Below are 14,628 nucleotides of genomic sequence, written 5' to 3'. Positions count from 1 at the left end.
AACCATGCATATAGTAATTACTGGAGCCAATGGCTTTGTCGGCAAGGCTCTGGCGCAGCGTCTGTGTGGTATGGGGACGCTGGGTAGCAGAACAATAACGCGACTGACCTTGCTGGATCTGTCGTTTGATAACGTTTTGAGTGGTGATGTGGCGGTCAGCCAGCGCTCTGGCAGCATCGCCGACCAGGACTGGCTGGTGTCGCAATTTCCCGCCAGCGATACGATGGATGTGGTGTTTCACCTCGCCAGCATTCCCGGTGGCATGGCAGAAACCCACTACGAATTGTCTCGGGCAGTGAATCTGGATGCAACCCAGACCTTGCTGGAGCTGGGGCAAACCCAGCAGCAAGCCGGTGGGCCAGCCCCCATCTTTGTCTTTGCCAGCAGTATTGCCATTTTTGGCACGATGGATGGCCCAGTATCCGATGACACACCGGCCCGCCCGCTGATGACCTATGGCGCACAAAAACGCATCGGGGAAATTCTGCTGGAAGACTTCAGCCGCCGGGGCTGGGTTGACGGCCGCTCCTTGCGATTGCCTGGTGTATTGGCCCGTCCGCCAGCCAATACCGGCCAGTTATCGGCCTTTATGAGCGATATTATCCGTGAACTCGCGGCTGGACGCCCGTTTGTCTGCCCAACCGCGGCGGCGGCAACAATCTGGGCTTCCTCCCTAACCAACGTGATCGACAACCTGATTCATGGCGCTGTGGTGCCGGCGCAGCAGCTGGCGGGCCAGCGCACATTCACCTTGCCAACCCAGGTCTGCACCATGGAAGCACTGGCACAAGCGGTGGGCAGGGTATACCAGGTGCCAGCCATGGAGCTGGTGCAATTCAGCCCGAATAAGCGGATAGAAACCCTGTTTGGGCGTTTCCCGCCTTTACTCTCAGGGCATGCAGACACGGCCGGTTTCAAAGCCGATGCTAACCTGGATGCACTGGTACGGGATGCCTTGCTGACAGCATGACTGGTCATGGCTGGCAACCAGCAGGGACGCACCAACTATAATAACAATAAGGTGATTATCATGAGGTATCTGATCGGATTGATCCTGTGTCTGAGCTGGCTGGTGGCCAACGCAGATGACGTTTTTAGCATGCGAATGAACGCGTTTCGGCTGGTGAGTGATGTACTGCTTTACCACAACCCCAGGTACAGCAATCAGGATCCGGCATTACGAGAGGAGTATCATCAGCTGGCTGTTACTCTGTCTTCGTGGTCGGCTGCAAACCGTTTCGGCCCCCTTGCCAGCAGCCAGACCCTGGTCAGCGACCTGGAGGCGGCAGTGACAGATGTCGACCAGCTGGCTCCAGAGCTGGACTACCTGTTCCCGATCTATATGAACAAGATGTTGCAAACCCATGCCGCTTTGGATGAGTTTCTGGCTAGCCTGGAACCGCAGGATTCCGACCGCTCCATTCTCAACGACGTTGCCGTTTCGGTCTCCATGCAGAACCTGGCCTATCAGGCCCAGGTATTCGGTTCACTGAATTTCTACCTATTGGGTGGAGACCCGGATGCACTCAGTTTGCTGGATGACCAGATACTGCAAAGGTGCATCAAGGCGGTGGAATCGAAGGACTACCAGAACCTGGAAGAACAGCAAAAAATACAAGACATTCTCACCAAATACCGCTTTATCCGTACCCATGTCACCGGAGAGAAACAGCAATGGATACCCGATCTGGTGGCTCGTTATCGCAACAGCATCGTTGACGTGGCTGACTAAAACAAACGTCTACTGGAGATTTCCCTGCTCCTCAGCAGATGGCGCGGCAAAAGCGCTTTTGTTGAGTGCTGATAACCGAAATACTGGCAAGACGCGTTGCTGGCCGATAATCTGTGGTCAACCTCTATCGACGACAGCAAAAACCAGATGAACCTGCACCAGATTCGCCAATTGGCGGGCGATAGCGTATTTAAAAAAGGTACCGACCTGCTGGAACAGGATCGCGTGCAGGCGCTGCATTCGGAAAACAGCCATGATCGGATCACGGTGACGTCGGATGTACAGGGCACCCGGCGTTATCAGGTGACACTCACTTTTGCTGACGGCAGTTTGCTGCACCACCGCTGCACCTGCCCGGCTGCCGATTACCAGCCGATCTGCAAACATCAGGTCGCGACTTGCCTCGAATATCTGGACAGCTTGCAAGACGACGTCAGCGGGCCAGGCGATAACCAGAACAATGCCGCTGATAACACCTCTGCAAAAAATTCCGCAAACACCGCGCCACGCAAGCCAGCCAAAAAAGACACCGAGTTGGAACAGATACAACAGTGGCTTCAACAACAGCCTAGCGCCGCGCTCATCGAACGCCTGTCCAGACTGGCCAGCCAACACCCCGAACTGCGTTCCGAACTGGCGATTCAGGCAGCACTGGCGCTCTCGCCACCCACGCCTGCCGCATTAAACAAACACATCACCAAAGCCCTGCCAAAACGCACGGGCCTGTGGGAATACCGCAAGGTGGCGCAATATTTTGACCGCGCGCTGTTACAGCTACAGCCGGTGATCGACCACATCGCCAACCTGCCAGCCGAGACTGCGCTCAACTGGAGCGCCAAGGCCTTACAACGGCTGGGGAGCGTGCTGGAACAAATTGATGATTCGGGTGGTTTTCGAGAGGCGCTGGAATACACCCTGGGCAAGGCAATCAGCCGCGACGTTGCCCGGCTCGACTGGCCACAAGAATGTAAGCTGACCTGGTTACTCAACCAACAACTGGACAACAGCGACCTGTTCCCATCGGTGGCGGAGCTGGAACTGTCCGATGGAGAGAAACAAGCGTTTTACCAACAGGTAAGAGCAGAATTTGATCGCATTGATGTTGCCAGCGATTACCGCCAGAGAACCCGCCATCAGCGCCTGCACAACCTCGCCGGGTTACTGACCAGTCGACCGGCACCGACATTAAGCCCCCGTGAACGGTTGGCCATCGACGAAAAAACAGCCACCACCGCATGGGAGTGCCTACGCCTGGCCGAAGGCTGTCTGAATCTGGATGACGAACTGAGCGCAGAAGACTTCCTGCTACGAGCCAGATCACTGCCACATGACGAGCATAACCGAAACCACTTTGACGACGTGCAGCAACGCATCGATCTGGCGTCGGGCAAGGCCGTCAGCGTCTGGCAGCAGCGCTGGCAGAACTTCCAGCAAAGCCCCGGCTACAAGGACTGGAAAATCCTCAATGCGCTGGTGGAAGACTACTCGCTTCAGGCCAGCGTCCCAGCCGACTGGCAAGCTCAGGCCGACGCTTGTTTGCGTCAAGCACTCACCCAGCCTGCCAATTCAAAACCGAGCTGGAGGATGCGCGCCGTGACCGACGACATGGTCAATTTCTACCTGGCCACCTCGCAACCGGAACAAGCCCTGGCCTGGGTCAAACAGCAACCGGTAAGCATGACAGCCATGATCAACACCCTGAAGCAGCCTGCCAACTATCAACAGGCATCAGATACCGTGATCGCCCTGGCCGCCAGCGCATTAAACGACCGGGTGGCCATTACCCATAACCAGGCCTATGCCGAAGCCGTAGAAGCTCTGCAGCAACTGCAACAAGGGTGGGGCAGCGACGGAGACGACGGGTTTCGCCAGCTGGTGCGTGAACTGGAGGCAACCAACCGCCGCAAAACCAACTTCGTCGCTGGACTAAAAAGACACTTCAGCGACTACCTGAAATAACCACCTAAAAGAGCGAATTTGGCCAGACTAACAGGTAGCAGTAGAGCATCCATAAAAAAGCAGATACAATACGCGGCCTTGATTCAGGTAATCCTAGCCTGAACTCATCGACCGCCCGTAGCTCAGCTGGATAGAGCGTTGCCCTCCGGAGGCGAAGGTCAGAGGTTCGAATCCTCTCGGGCGGACCATTCTCAAAGCCGTTCTGGCGATCGTACCTACTAACATTTCTTGCTTGGTAACCATTCAGTGCGCACGGTTTTACTGATGGTTTCGTTGGTGATCGTGATTTTGACTTTGCCTCAAAAGGCTACCGATCAAGAGAACCTTCTATTCCATCTAATTCTTTGATTACGCTTTATGCCAGGAATGTTACTCTTTTCACATTTTTATATTGTGGTGATGTCTTGCATATCTCTGGCATCCAGCAAGTGAATCGGTAGAAGGAAACTCCGGTGTCTGAGTCGTTTTTCGAACATCCTATCCTAAATAGCCCTTATGAATACCCCAATCGTCATTGGGAATTAGATGAAAGCGGTCAGCCGATAAAAGAAGTGAATCGCAGGCGCTCGGCAAGCTATATCACTCCTGTACCTAAAGCCAAACGCCAGAAAGCACCCAAAGCACAGGATTCACTGAACTTTGAGGCTGACGTCAGTACAGATGACAACTATGACCCCATGCCCTTTATTAATGACCTGCGTAAGGAAATTGATGCATGGCGTCTACTGCCAGAAGAAAAGTGGGGAGTCACCGCTGAAACCGCCCGTCTGCTCAAGCACTGGCGTGGTGATCACTTCTCCGGTATTCGCCCATTTTTCTGTCAGGTTGAAGCGGCTGAAGTCGCCATTTGGCTCACAGAGGTTGCGCCACGTGCTTCGGTACGCGGCAAATACTTTCTCGACCATCTGAAAAATGCCAACGAGGGTTCAAACCCGGGTCTGCTGCGTCTGGCACTGAAACTCGCCACCGGTGCCGGTAAAACCACAGTGATGGCCTTGCTGATTATCTGGCAAACCATTAACTCAGTGCGTTACCCAAACAGCGCAAGGTTTACCAAAGGTTTTTTACTGATAGCGCCCGGCATCACCATTCGTGATCGCTTGCGGGTACTGCTGCCCAACGACCCGGAAAACTATTACCAAACCCGCAATCTGGTACCGAGGGAATTTCTGCGCGAAATCCAGCAAGCCCGAGTAGTGATTACCAACTACCACGCCTTCAAACTGAAAGAAAAAATCGAGCTATCGAAAGGTAATCGCGAGTTTCTGCAAGGGCGTGGCGACGCACTGCAAACCGTGGAAACCGAAGGCCAGATGCTAAGCCGGGTGTTGAAGCCGTTAATGGGTATGAAGCACATGATGGTGATCAACGACGAAGCTCACCACTGCTACCGTGAGCGACCACCCACTGAAAACGAAGAAGGTAAGCTCACTGGCGACGACAAAAACGAAGCCAAGGAAAATAACGAAGCGGCGCGTTTGTGGATCTCCGGCATTGAAGCCGCTAATCGCCATTTCAAGAAAGTGAGTGTGATCGACTTGTCCGCTACGCCGTTTTTCCTGCGCGGCTCTGGTTATTCCGAAGGCACTCTGTTCCCTTGGACCATGAGCGATTTCTCACTAATGGATGCCATCGAATGCGGCATCGTCAAACTGCCGCGGGTGCCTGTGGCTGATAACCTGCCCGATGGCGAACTGCCCAAATACCGTGAGTTATGGGAACACATCCGAACCCAAATGCCGAAAAAGGGCAGAGGCAAAGCCGGTGTACTGGACCCGCAAAAGCTGCCAACGCTGTTAAACGGCGCGCTCGACGCCTTGTATGGCCACTACAAGGCCACCTACGACATCTGGGCCAAGGCCAATATCCCTGTGCCGCCCTGCTTTATCGTGGTCTGCAATAACACTACCACCTCAAAACTGGTGTACGACTATATCTCCGGTTATGAGCGTGACAATGCTAATGGCGATATCGAAGTGGTACCAGGCAAGCTGGAGCTGTTCCGCAACTACGATGAAAACGGCAACGTCTTGGGTCGCCCGCGCACTCTGCTGATCGACAGTGGTCAGCTGGAATCCGGCGATGCCCTGGACGACAACTTCCGTAAAGCCGCAGGTAAAGAGATCGAGCTGTTCCGCCGTGAGATTCTGGAACGTACCGGTGACCAAAAACAGGCGGATAACATCACTGAAGCCAGCCTGCTGCGCGAAGTAATGAACACAGTGGGTCAGCAAGGCAAGCTCGGTGAATCCATCCGCTGTGTGGTATCCGTCTCCATGCTGACCGAAGGCTGGGACGCCAATACCGTAACCCATGTGTTGGGTGTACGAGCTTTTGGTACCCAATTGCTGTGTGAACAAGTGATGGGCAGGGCGCTGCGTCGTCAGAGTTATCAGCTGAATGAAGAAGGCAAGTTCGATGCCGAATACGCCGACGTACTGGGTATTCCCTTCGACTTTGCCAGCCAGCCGATCAAGGCCGATCCCAAGCCGCCGAAACCGACCACGCGCATCAAAGCGATGTCGCCAGAGCGCGATGCTCTGAGTATCGAGTTTCCGCGCGTAGAGGGCTACCGTATTGATATTCCTGACACCGGGTTAAAAGCCGAGTTTAACGACGACCACAAACTCAAACTCACCCCGGAATTGGTTGGCCCTTCCATCACCGAACAAGCCGGTATTGTTGGCCAGACCGTTGAATTGAATGTGCGCCACCTGAGCGAAGTCCGCTCATCCACTCTGAATTTTGAGCTGGCGGCCAAACTGGTACGCAAGCTGGCTAAAGCCGGCGAACAACCCGCCAACGGCCTGTTCCAGAATGCTCGCCGTCTGGTTAAACAGTGGCTCAAAGAATGCCTGACCTGCGTTGGCGATACCTACCCGGCACAGCTGCTCTATCCGGAACTGGCGGATTTGGCTTGCGAGCGCATTATCGCCGGTATCGTTCATACCGGATTACAGCAGGAACGTACCTTGCTGGCCGTGGCCGACCCTTATAACCCCATTGGCAGCACCGCCCATCTGTCCTTTAACACCAGCAAGAACGATCTGTGGGAAACCGCAGCCAACAAATGCCATATCAACTATGTGGTACTGGACAGCGGTTGGGAAGCCGAGCTGTGCCGCGTGGTCGAACGCCACGAGCGGGTCAAGGCCTACGTGAAAAACCATAACCTGGGCTTTGAAGTGCCCTACGAGATGGGCGGCAGCAAGCGCATCTATATCCCCGACTTTATCCTCAAGATCGACGACGGCCAGACCACACCAAAGCCGGATGCCTCCGGCGAACTGGTCGAGGTGCCGGACTATCTGAATCTGATCGTAGAGGTCAAAGGCTACCGCGGTGAAGATGCAAAACAGAAAAAACTCACCATGGACAGCTACTGGATTCCGGGTGTGAATCAACTTCAAAAATACGGCCGCTGGGCCTTTGTGGAATTAACCGACGTATTTGCCATGCAAGATGACTTTGAACAGAAACTCAGTGAAGCACTGAGCAACGCTATTGAACAGGGCATCGCCAAGGCACAGCAGCCAAACGCACCCTTGATAGCCACCCCGGATTCATACAAGGCTGAAAGCGAAACACAGAACAAAGCGCAGGGAGAGCAGGCATGAGCAAGCCCGGAAGTAAAAGCAGCAGTAACCATTCAGATGGCGGCGTCAGCGCCATCACCCATAGCGAAGCCAACCGCAAAAATATTCCCTCCGCCGAAATGCAGCAGCTGATGGAAAAAGACCAACAGTTGCCGAAAAAAGTCACCTACGAGAGAAACCCGGATCTCGACCCGCAACTGGTCTGGCGCGGCAAAGACCTCACCAACAGCTCGGATCTGGTGGTCAATGCGCCGCCGCTCTACATTCAGGAAAAGGTGCATCCCAAGGTACTGATCGACGACCTTAAGCGTCATAGCCAGATGCTGGAACAAGGCGACGAGCTAGAAGACGACTTCGACGACCTGCAAGCGGATCTGTTCGCCGACTTTAACGGCCTGCCCAACGCCGACGCCCAGACCGAGTTCTACCAGCACGACCAGCATTGGTCGAACCGCATGATCCTCGGCGACAGCCTGCAAGCCATGGCCTCACTGGCGGAGCGCGAAGGCCTGCGCGGCCAGGTGCAATGCATCTATTTTGATCCGCCGTACGGCATCAAATTCAACTCCAACTTCCAGTGGTCCACCACCAGTCGCGACGTCAAAGACGGCAACGCCAGCCATATCACCCGCGAACCGGAACAGGTAAAAGCCTTTCGCGATACCTGGCGCGATGGTATCCACTCCTACCTGACCTATTTGCGCGACCGCCTCACCGTGGCCAGAGACCTGCTGACCGAATCCGGCTCCATCTTTGTGCAAATCGGCGATGAAAATGTGCATCGGGTAAGGGTTCTATTGGATGAAGTCTTTGGCGAAGAAAATTGCTGTCGGACGATTTTCTTTAAAAAAACTGCTGGGGATACAAGCCTAATTATGCCAGCCACTGGTGATTTCGTTTTGTGGTATGCAAAAAACAAAGATTCCCTGAAATTTCGCCCTGTTTTGAAAGAAAAAGAACTAGGAGAAGGTGCAGGAGCCCAATACACGCAGATTCTGGACAGAGGCAATTGGATAACGCGGAAGATAACAGAGGATGATCTGAGAAATAAAAAACTATTAGTTAATGGTTTTGAGCCTTTCACTGTTGCTGATTTGAAAAGAGCTGGATTCAGTAATACAGCTACTTTCGAGTTTGAGTTTGATGGTAAGAAATACCACCCTGGCCACAACCGCCAATGGAAAACGAATATTGCTGGCATGACCCGGTTAAAAAATATCGGTTGGTTACATCCAATAGGAGATAACCTTCGCTATAGACGTTTTTATTCCCATACATCGACAACCACACTTGGAAACAATTGGACGGACACTGAAACGGGAAGCTTTCTTTTAGACAAAGTCTATGTTGTTCAAACGGGTACGAAAGTAGTTGAACGCTGCCTTTTAATGACCACCGACCCCGGTGATCTGGTGCTTGACCCAACCTGCGGCTCTGGCACCACGGCTTATGTGGCGGAACAATGGGGCCGTCGCTGGATTACGCTGGATACTTCGCGAGTGTCTTTGGCTTTGGCACGGGCGCGGATTATGGGCGCGCGTTACCCCTATTATTTGCTGGCGGATAGCCCGGAAGGTCAGCAGAAAGAAGCAGAAGTCACTCGCACCGCCAAATCTACTGCGCTGCCACGAGGCCGGATTAATCTCGGATTTGTTTATCAGCGTGTGCCCCATATCACCCTGAAAAGCATTGCCAATAACCCGGAGATCGACGAAATCTGGGAGCGCTTTCAACCCGAGCTGGAAACCTTGCGCAGTCAGCTAAACGATACCTTGGGAACCGATTTTGAAGAGTGGCAAATTCCCCGTGAACCCGGCTTCCCCTGGCCGGAGGATCAGGGCAAGTTACACGCCAAGCTGGTTGCCATGTTGTCTGCTGCCGACAGTGACGCAAGCATCACCGAGAAAAAGCTGCTCACGGCGCTGAACAAATTGAATGAAGCGCGCTTTGGCTCTTCCAAAGAAGGGAAAACCGGCCAGTACTATTCACTGGATTCGGTACCCGAAAAAGCCTTTGATCTCTGGGCCGATGCCGGTTCTGCCATTAACCCAAAAGCCATCGAGCTGCACGCTCAATGGTGGGCCTTGCGCATTCAGCGCCAGCAGCAGATGGATGCGTCTATTGCCGCCCGTGCCGATCAGGAATACCTCTACGACAAGCCCTACGAAGACAAAAAGCGAGTGCGCGTCGCAGGGCCATTTACCGTGGAGAGCCTGTCGCCACACCGCGCTCTGGGCGTGGATGAAAACGACGAGTTGATCGACCCGCTGATGGATCAAAGCGAGGCCTACGCCGACACCCAGACCTTCCTCAATATCATGCTGGACACCCTCAAGGTCGCCGGGGTGCAGCAAGCTCATAAAGAAGACAAGATCGAGTTCAGCAGCCTGGAAATTTGGCCCGGTGCCTATATCAGCGCGGTGGGGCGAGTGGCTCTTAATGAAGAAGCAGCCGATAAAGGCAGCTCGCAAGAGCAGCGTGCGGCGATTTTTGTTGGCCCGGAGTTTGGCACCGTCTCCCGTGCTGATCTGGCCGCTGCCGCCCGTGAAGCTGCCGATGGCGGGTTTGATATGCTGATCGCCTGTGCCTTCAGCTATGAAGCCCACACCACCGACTTCAACAAACTCGGCTTTTTACCAGTACTCAAGGCACGGATGAACGCTGATCTACATATGGCCACCGACCTCAAAGACACCGACAAGGCCAACCTGTTTGTGATCTTCGGCGAGCCGGATATTGATATTCTGACCACCGACAACGGCCAGTATCAGGTCAAGCTGCACGGGGTGGATGTGTTTGACCCCTCCACTGGCGAGGTACGCAGCGACAACGCTGATGGCATTGCCTGCTGGTTTATCGACACCGACTACAACGAAGCCAGCTTCTTTGTGCGTCAGGCTTATTTCCTCGGCGCCAGTGATCCGTACAAATCGCTGAAAACCACCTTGAAAGCCGAAATCAATATCGACGCCTGGCAAAGCCTCAACAGCGACCTGTCGCGGCCTTTTGCCAAGCCTCACAGTGGTCGCATCGCGGTAAAAGTCATCAACCACCTCGGCGACGAAGTGATGAAGGTATTTGTCGTTTGAGCCTGGCTTGTAAGATCTAACCCATCTCGACGGAGTAGCAGAAGATGGAATTTCGTACCTCGGATACCTTTGCCAGCAGTCTTGGCAAGCTGACCAATCAGGAACAAAAAGCGGTAAAACAAGCCGCTTTCGACTTGCATATGTATATGAACACGCTGGACTCGGCACCCACGGGTCTGCGTTTGCATAAGATCGACAAAAGCAAAGACCCGAACTTCTGGTCGGCCAGTGCCAATATGGATCTGCGCATTGTTCTCCATCGTACCGAGGGCAGCATTTTGCTCTGCTACGTCGATCACCACGACAAGGCTTACCGCTGGGCCGAAAAGCGCAAGCTGGAAACCCACCCGACCACGGGGGCTGCTCAGCTTGTAGAAGTTAGGGAAATTCAGCGAGAAGAGCAGACTGAACCAGAGCCATTTCAGTATCCCAAAGCAGCCGATCCAATTTTTATCGGTCAGAATGAAACCACTTTGCTGGGCTATGGTGTTCCGCAAGACTGGATTTCTGCGGTGCTGTCGGTCTCTACCGAGGATGAATTGGTCGATCTGATTGATGTATTGCCTTCCGAAGCCTCAGAAGCTCTGCTGGAAATTCACGAAGGTAAAACCCCGAAACCGGCCAAGAAAGCCGCGGCCAATAGCAATCCCTTCAACCACCCGGATGCCATGCGCCGCTTTCGGGTGTTGGAAGATATTGAAGCACTGCAACGGGCGCTGGATTACCCTTGGGACAAGTGGACGCTATTTTTGCACCCCAGCCAGCAGGATCTGGTCGAACGTGACTTTAAAGGCCCGGCACGGGTTACGGGTTCTGCGGGTACCGGTAAAACCATTGTGGCATTACATCGCGCTATGCATCTGGTCTGCGAGAGCGATGAAAAGCGGGTTCTGCTGGCTACTTATTCCGGCTTGTTGGCGAATCGCTTGCGTGGTCTGACAGGACGTTTGATTTCCGAAAATCGCCAGCTCAGCCTGGGTGAGCGGCTGGAAGTGTATTCGGTAAAAGAAAAGGCCGCGCAACTCTATAAGGCGAACCTTGGTCAGTTTCAGTTGGCCACAGAAGGTCGGGTTGCTGAATTGCTTGCCAGCGCAGCCAAGGCCGAAGGCTCAGACTATCCACCGCGCTTCTTGCTGGATGAGTGGAATTATCTGATCGACGCTTCGCAGCTACGGGATTGGGAATCCTACCGTGACGCTAAACGCACAGGCCGTAAAAGTCGCCTGAGCGAAGCCAAACGCCAACATCTTTGGGCTATTTTCAACCGGGTTTGGCAAGGGCTGGAGCAACAAAGCCTGATTACTGAAGCGACCATGTACACCCGTTTAGCCGAAACGCTGGCACAGCGGGACAGGGTCATTTTCGATCATGTACTGATCGACGAAGCCCAGGATCTGACCATCGCCCAACTCAAGTTGATCGCCGCACTTGGTCAGAATCGTCCCAACAGCCTGTTCTTCGCCGGGGATTTGGGGCAGCGGATTTTCCAGCCGGGGTTCTCATGGAAAGCCTTGGGCATCGACCTGCGTGGCCGCTCCAGTACGTTGAAAATCAACTACCGCACTTCTCACCAGATCCGCCGTCAGGCCGACAAATTGCTTGACAGCGAGATGAGCGACAGCGATGGCAATACCGATGATCGTAGCGGTACGATTTCGCTGTTTAACGGGCCAGATCCGGTGATTGAACTGTTCGACGAACAGGATGAAGAAAACGCCTTCGTCGGTGAAAAAATCCGTAGCTGGCTCGACGCTAATATCGCCCCGGAAGAGATCGGTATTATGGTGCGCAGCGAAGCACAGTACGAACGCGCCAAAGCCGCACTCGGCGCAGCTGGAGCCGACTTTAACGCCATGAGCCGTGCCATGGAGTGGGTTACAGGCAAGGTCTCTCTCTGCACCATGCATCTGGCCAAAGGTCTGGAATTTAAATGCGTGGTGCTAATGGCCTGTGATGATGACGTACTGCCATTGGAAGAACGACTGGAAGCCGTGATGAACGATACTCAGGCCATGAAGGAAGTCGAAGACACCGAACGTCACTTGCTTTACGTCGCCTGCACCCGTGCTCGTGATGAGCTGGTGATTACCTCCGCAGGAATGGCATCGGACTATCTGGATGATTTGGTCGAGTAGCCATAAACCAGATCAATCGGCATGATTGCTGATCACTAACGGACTATTGACACAAAAGTCGCACAGCGTAATATGCCGCGACTCTGGATGAACTTACCATTATGGTAAATACTCTGAAAAACATAAGTGCATATCAAAGTGAGCCACCTACAGATCTGCAACCCAGAATCATTGCGTCTGGGCCTTTGTATCCAAGGGAAAAAGTGCTGGCTGTTCTGGATTGTGGTAAGACGCCTTCTCCATTTACAAAAAAGTGCGTTCAGGATCTTGAGCGTCTCAGCCTTGATCTGGAGAAGGATGTCCCTGAGTTGATTCGCACAGCGCTGATTTCAGGAACATTCCTTGGATCCGAATGGTGTCAGGGAAAATCTCCAACGCTGGTGGTTGCATGCGATGCCTATCGGTTGTTCCGGTCTGAGTGGGTGGCGCATGCGCGCAAGGACATGCGCTTTGAATACTATGTGAAATTTGCCTTGAAACGGCCAAAGGAGGAGAACTCCCAACCAGAGTTGATTCTGATCGTTTCTTGCCATCTTTCCGAAGAAAGGAGATGAATATGTCAGACTTACCTGTTTGCCCTATCTGTGATGAGGGCCATCTTCACGCTCGTTCCGAAATGATCGAGGTTGAGCATGCTGGTCACGCAGGTCAGATCGAGAGTCTGTATTCCGAATGCGATGAATGCGGTAGTGAAACTGCAACCGCTGCTCAGATGCGTGATAACAAGCGTGCCATGATCGCGTTTAAAAAACAGGCTGATGGTCTTATTACTGGTGCTGATGTGAAAGCCATGAGGCAATCACTTGGGCTGAATCAGGATCAGGCGGCCCGTATGTTTGGCGGTGGCCCTGTGGCGTTCTCCAAGTATGAAAACGACGATGTGGTGCAGTCCGAACCTATGAACAATCTGCTGAAGGTCAGCAAGCGTTTTCCTATGGTGGCCGCTTACCTGGCCAGGGAAGCCGGTGTTGAGTTGAAAGATCACAGCCATCTGGTGGCGAGTTTTCAATCCCGTTCTTATGTGTCATCGGCACTTGGTTCTAACCTGTCGGGCGTTCGAGAATCATTGCGTTTGGTTGCAGTTTCCAACTCGGATTGTTTTGAGTTGCCCGATGAGGAGTATCAGCATGCCATCTGACGTATTGACGGCTTCACCTTTGCAATTAAAACAACTGTTGTTTGTCCGTGTGCATGTCGAGGCTGAGAACAGCGAAAAATTTCCAGACGGTATCTGGGCGCCTGAGTTTGATTTTGCTGGTGTTCGTTTGGGCCACCATATTGACGTGACCCCAGCAGAGAAGCTGGAGAATGGTCGTTTTCAGTATGTGATTGCCGTGATATTCCAGGTTTTTAATGAAGACGAAGAATCCCAGGTTTGTCCTTATATTCTGGATATCGAGGCCAGAGCGCTGTTTGAAATGCGCCCTATGGAGAATGAGGAGAAGCGGGATAGTCTGGTGCGTGTGAATGGCGCTTCCATGGTGATTGGCGCGATTCGGGAACAGGTTACTTTGCTAACCTCACGCTGCTTGTATGGGCCTTTGACTCTTCCTTCTTTTCGGGTTGAACCCTGACACTGTACTCGCCAAAGATCGTGCGGTATCCAGACACTCGTTCAGAATCTGGAAGCCTGTTTCGCTGTCGCGATGATTCAGTACCTGCCGTCTATGATCCAGAAAGCCTTTTAGATCCATATATCGAATGGCACAAACTGGTTGCCAGGTTGGCTTCGCGTGGTTGGCCAATACGTATGGCATCAACCAATCAGCTTTTGCTCCAGTACCGGGGCGGCAAACGCGGTGGCGACGCCTCGTACAATTTCAGCGGGCTTGGCCGGGAAGACGTACTTCAAGCCAAACACAATAAACCCCAGCAGCGCTTTGGTATTTACCCGTGGCAGGCCGGTTTTGCGGTCGTTACGGAGCAGTCCAACATCAAAACACCGCTTTAACGACAGGTTAACTTGTGACTTGCTGATCCTGGTGACTTCTTCAAAGTAAACGCTCAAACAACCCCATCTAAAATCACTACTCAATTCATTCTAAGCTGTCTTCAAATTCTTCAACGAGACAGCTCATGACTAAATCCGAACAATGGCAGCAGCACATCAACCTTTG

At 53.2% G+C, this 14,628-nt stretch carries 10 protein-coding genes and 1 tRNA gene; 10 read left to right on the top strand and 1 reads right to left on the bottom strand.

Annotated features, from left to right (window positions below):
- Positions 1-4 precede the first annotated feature (4 nt).
- The 10 genes from WG929_RS04090 (at position 5) to WG929_RS04045 (ending at position 14,085) form a co-directional block, all read left to right on the top strand.
- Positions 5-970 (top strand): NAD-dependent epimerase/dehydratase family protein, encoded by a 966-nt coding sequence (locus WG929_RS04090; protein ID WP_369856639.1) that lies wholly within the window; start codon positions 5-7, stop codon positions 968-970.
- A 60-nt stretch (positions 971-1,030) separates the two neighbouring features.
- Positions 1,031-1,732: a hypothetical protein gene (locus tag WG929_RS04085; protein WP_369856640.1), complete on the top strand. Its 702-nt coding sequence runs from the start codon at positions 1,031-1,033 to the stop codon at positions 1,730-1,732.
- Between the two features lie 147 nt (positions 1,733-1,879).
- Positions 1,880-3,691: an SWIM zinc finger family protein gene (locus WG929_RS04080; RefSeq protein WP_416205020.1), complete on the top strand. Its 1,812-nt coding sequence runs from the start codon at positions 1,880-1,882 to the stop codon at positions 3,689-3,691.
- A 111-nt stretch (positions 3,692-3,802) separates the two neighbouring features.
- Positions 3,803-3,879: transfer RNA gene (locus tag WG929_RS04075), tRNA-Arg, on the top strand.
- A 264-nt stretch (positions 3,880-4,143) separates the two neighbouring features.
- Positions 4,144-7,308: a BPTD_3080 family restriction endonuclease gene (locus tag WG929_RS04070; protein ID WP_416205019.1), complete on the top strand. Its 3,165-nt coding sequence runs from the start codon at positions 4,144-4,146 to the stop codon at positions 7,306-7,308.
- Entirely contained in the window at positions 7,305-10,376 is a 3,072-nt protein-coding gene (locus WG929_RS04065) for a site-specific DNA-methyltransferase (protein WP_416205018.1), read from the top strand. Before WG929_RS04070 ends, WG929_RS04065 begins: the two co-directional genes overlap by 4 nt.
- 44 nt (positions 10,377-10,420) lie before the next feature.
- Positions 10,421-12,511: a 3'-5' exonuclease gene (locus WG929_RS04060; RefSeq protein WP_416205017.1), complete on the top strand. Its 2,091-nt coding sequence runs from the start codon at positions 10,421-10,423 to the stop codon at positions 12,509-12,511.
- A gap of 101 nt (positions 12,512-12,612) precedes the next feature.
- Complete coding sequence (locus tag WG929_RS04055) at positions 12,613-13,065, top strand: hypothetical protein (protein WP_416205016.1); 453 nt, start codon at positions 12,613-12,615, stop codon at positions 13,063-13,065.
- Positions 13,066-13,067: 2 nt separating this feature from the next.
- A complete protein-coding gene (locus WG929_RS04050; protein WP_416205015.1) occupies positions 13,068-13,649 on the top strand; it encodes a type II toxin-antitoxin system MqsA family antitoxin in 582 nt (193 codons plus the stop codon).
- Positions 13,639-14,085, top strand: a complete 447-nt coding sequence (locus WG929_RS04045) for a hypothetical protein (RefSeq protein ID WP_416205014.1) — start codon at positions 13,639-13,641, stop codon at positions 14,083-14,085. The genes WG929_RS04050 and WG929_RS04045 overlap by 11 nt, the downstream gene beginning before the upstream one ends.
- A gap of 182 nt (positions 14,086-14,267) precedes the next feature.
- Here WG929_RS04045 and WG929_RS04040 read toward each other — a convergent pair whose 3' ends face one another.
- Positions 14,268-14,519: a hypothetical protein gene (locus tag WG929_RS04040; RefSeq protein WP_416205013.1), complete on the bottom strand. Its 252-nt coding sequence runs from the start codon at positions 14,517-14,519 to the stop codon at positions 14,268-14,270.
- Positions 14,520-14,628: the final 109 nt, after the last annotated feature.

The sequence above is a fragment of the Oceanobacter antarcticus genome, from assembly GCF_044962685.1.
GTDB lineage: Bacteria > Pseudomonadota > Gammaproteobacteria > Pseudomonadales > Oceanobacteraceae > Oceanobacter > Oceanobacter antarcticus.
This window is presented reverse-complemented; position numbering and strand designations above follow the sequence as displayed.

Coding starts and splice junctions, on each gene's coding strand:
- WG929_RS04085 (WP_369856640.1), top strand. CDS start 1,031: ATGAGGTATCTGATCGGATTGATCCTGTGTCTGAGCTGGCTGGTGGCC.
- WG929_RS04045 (WP_416205014.1), top strand. CDS start 13,639: ATGCCATCTGACGTATTGACGGCTTCACCTTTGCAATTAAAACAACTG.
- WG929_RS04065 (WP_416205018.1), top strand. CDS start 7,305: ATGAGCAAGCCCGGAAGTAAAAGCAGCAGTAACCATTCAGATGGCGGC.
- WG929_RS04055 (WP_416205016.1), top strand. CDS start 12,613: ATGGTAAATACTCTGAAAAACATAAGTGCATATCAAAGTGAGCCACCT.
- WG929_RS04080 (WP_416205020.1), top strand. CDS start 1,880: ATGAACCTGCACCAGATTCGCCAATTGGCGGGCGATAGCGTATTTAAA.
- WG929_RS04060 (WP_416205017.1), top strand. CDS start 10,421: ATGGAATTTCGTACCTCGGATACCTTTGCCAGCAGTCTTGGCAAGCTG.
- WG929_RS04090 (WP_369856639.1), top strand. CDS start 5: ATGCATATAGTAATTACTGGAGCCAATGGCTTTGTCGGCAAGGCTCTG.
- WG929_RS04050 (WP_416205015.1), top strand. CDS start 13,068: ATGTCAGACTTACCTGTTTGCCCTATCTGTGATGAGGGCCATCTTCAC.